The 2236-nt window shown below is 40.6% G+C and carries 4 protein-coding genes; all 4 read right to left on the bottom strand.

What is annotated here, in order from left to right; all coding sequences use genetic code 11:
• Nucleotides 1–476 precede the first annotated feature (476 nt).
• Complete coding sequence (locus V5298_RS20445; RefSeq protein ID WP_129738889.1) at nucleotides 477–938, bottom strand: hypothetical protein; 462 nt, start codon at nucleotides 936–938, stop codon at nucleotides 477–479.
• Between the two features lie 222 nt (nucleotides 939–1160).
• Nucleotides 1161–1346 carry a hypothetical protein gene (locus tag V5298_RS20440; RefSeq protein WP_332933258.1) on the bottom strand — a complete coding sequence of 62 codons (186 nt, stop codon included), beginning with the start codon at nucleotides 1344–1346 and terminating at the stop codon, nucleotides 1161–1163.
• A 3-nt stretch (nucleotides 1347–1349) separates the two neighbouring features.
• The gene (locus V5298_RS20435) at nucleotides 1350–1568 is read right to left on the bottom strand and encodes an addiction module protein (protein WP_013783722.1); all 219 of its coding nucleotides are present in this window, start codon (nucleotides 1566–1568) and stop codon (nucleotides 1350–1352) included.
• Between the two features lie 134 nt (nucleotides 1569–1702).
• Nucleotides 1703–2236, bottom strand: a 534-nt coding sequence (locus V5298_RS20430; protein ID WP_332933257.1) for a DUF695 domain-containing protein, incomplete at its 5' end; no start/stop codon positions are given.

Below are 2236 nucleotides of genomic sequence, written 5' to 3'. Positions count from 1 at the left end.
AAAATGAAGTATAAACGCTAAAGGTGGGTCAATTTTACTTTACCGCTAAGTGGGTCTAAATTAGATTACCGTTGACAAAGATCTGTTTGAAATCCGGGAATGGCCCGGATAAACGACCAAATCCGGCCTAAAAAGGCAGAATATTGCCCAAAATTGAAAATTTAGCGCTCAATTTTTAGACGGGTAATGCAACGTCTCGCTCAAGACCTAAATTGCAGGACTTATTCGCAGTTTCCCTAGAAAATCACCTATCTTGGGATAGTAATATGCCAACACCAATAATATTGAAACACCCGTTATAGCAAACCCCTCTAGGATTTCGCCATATTTTGATAAATTAAAATAACAATATTTATAGGCATATACCGTTACGCCAATATTTATAGCAAGATACAAATAAATGATGATGGGCAATCGACTAACCTTCCGTGTATGTATAACGCCGCAATCACGCGCTTGTCGCGTGCACGGCCTTGTTAAAGCGATTCCTTTTCATAACTTATTATAAGGTCCCACAGTTCTTTCAAGAGCGCAGCACTTGCTGGAAAAAGCACCTTTGAAAACTCGACATACTCTTCGTCCAATGGCGCATTATGACCGATAGCAAAATGTGGCCCACCTCTTAGAAGTTCTGGGCTTCTATGAGGAATATCACTGTGCGCGATCAACTTGTCTCTATACTCAATCGCTTGCTTATGGACTTCACAAAATTCTTTTGGAACATATTTCTTATCAAGACGCCACTTCCCTTTATCTCTATATTGGGATTCATTTCCAGAGAATGGCCGCGCGTAAGACACGATTGATGCCTTTATAAGCACCACTCGCATCCGGTCGCTAACTGCATCGCTAAGCATCTCAAGAGATTTTACACACTCCTGAATGTCGCCAGCGCAAAGCCTATAAAATACGTATCTTTCTTCCGTCAATGAGTCCATAAGCCTTAACTTTAAGCTAAGGGGTGCTAGCATATGGGCTATAATCCGAACGAAGTGAGTCAGCCCACATGTTAGCGTCCCAGCGACCGGAGGGAGCGGCTTGAGCGTTTTGTTAGCCGCGTTCGTGCCAATACCCTGGTTTTCGGTGGTTGTGCATAATAGCTACCACACTAATTTCCCTGTTTTCAATAATTTTATAAATAATAGAGTATGGGAACCTGCTTAAGACAAAGCGTCGATGAGTTTGCCCATTTTTGTCCATGCCGATGGCAAAGAGCTAACTGAATCGATGGCTCCCTTGAGTTCTTGGGTAAATTCGTGACCCAACCCCAGTGACTGCTTTTGATACCAATCAAACGACTCTTTTATTTCCCTTTTAACCTCTGGGTGAAAGGAAACAGGCAACATCTTTTAATTTAGATCCTTTTCTATCTCTTCCCAACTAATGCTTTTTACCGCACCAGACTCTAGCTCTGCGCTGCGAGCTTCTGCAAGTTTTACCCACTCAGATTCCACATCGCTATCAATCTTAGTATCCATAGCCGTTAAAAGACAGTGGGCAGCAAGAGCTTTCTCTTTAGTACTGAGTTGCTCGATATTTTCAAGCATCACTTTTAATGCATCAGACATAAAATAACTCCCATTGAGTATGATTTGATATTACCACTAAAAAAGAGAAGTGAAAGGCTGGATTTACAAGTATCGGCTAACACTTTCTATAACCGGTGGTGGCCGCTTTTGCCAACATCCGGTTCATAGTTTTGTTAGGCATCGTTAAAACAACCTAAGTATCGAACCGCTTGTTCCCATTTTGGGTCATCGTGTAATTCAAGATGCACACATCGATTACTATTAAGTTTAATTGAAATAGAATCAAGTACAGATTTGTAATTTGATAATTTAGGAAAATAAACAATAATTTCGCGTTCTCCATAATATGTTTCTCTGCCTATTAAAATCGGCAAAGTAACTTCGGATAGCATACTGAGTAAAGTATCTTCAATATCATTTAATATTTCAGCTTCACTGTCTGTTGGTAATTTATGACCCTGAACTTCCATTAATTCAATAGTAATGATCAAGCAACTAGGGTATTCATTTTTACCATAGAATTGCTTAAGGCTATCGTTAACTGACATGAAGTAAGGATGGCCATTTGAAGTTCCTTTGACAATAACCCATTCTTCCAACGGTAATTCCAAGTTATCTCTCCCTAGATGCCTAACACCCACATAAGGGGCAGTAATACGTGGGCTAAAATTTGGAGCGAAGCGACAGAGCCCACGTGTTACTGTCCC

Origin of the sequence: Alteromonas sp. 14N.309.X.WAT.G.H12 (assembly GCF_036697315.1) — a bacterium.
Classification (GTDB): Bacteria; Pseudomonadota; Gammaproteobacteria; order Enterobacterales; family Alteromonadaceae; genus Alteromonas.
This window is presented reverse-complemented; position numbering and strand designations above follow the sequence as displayed.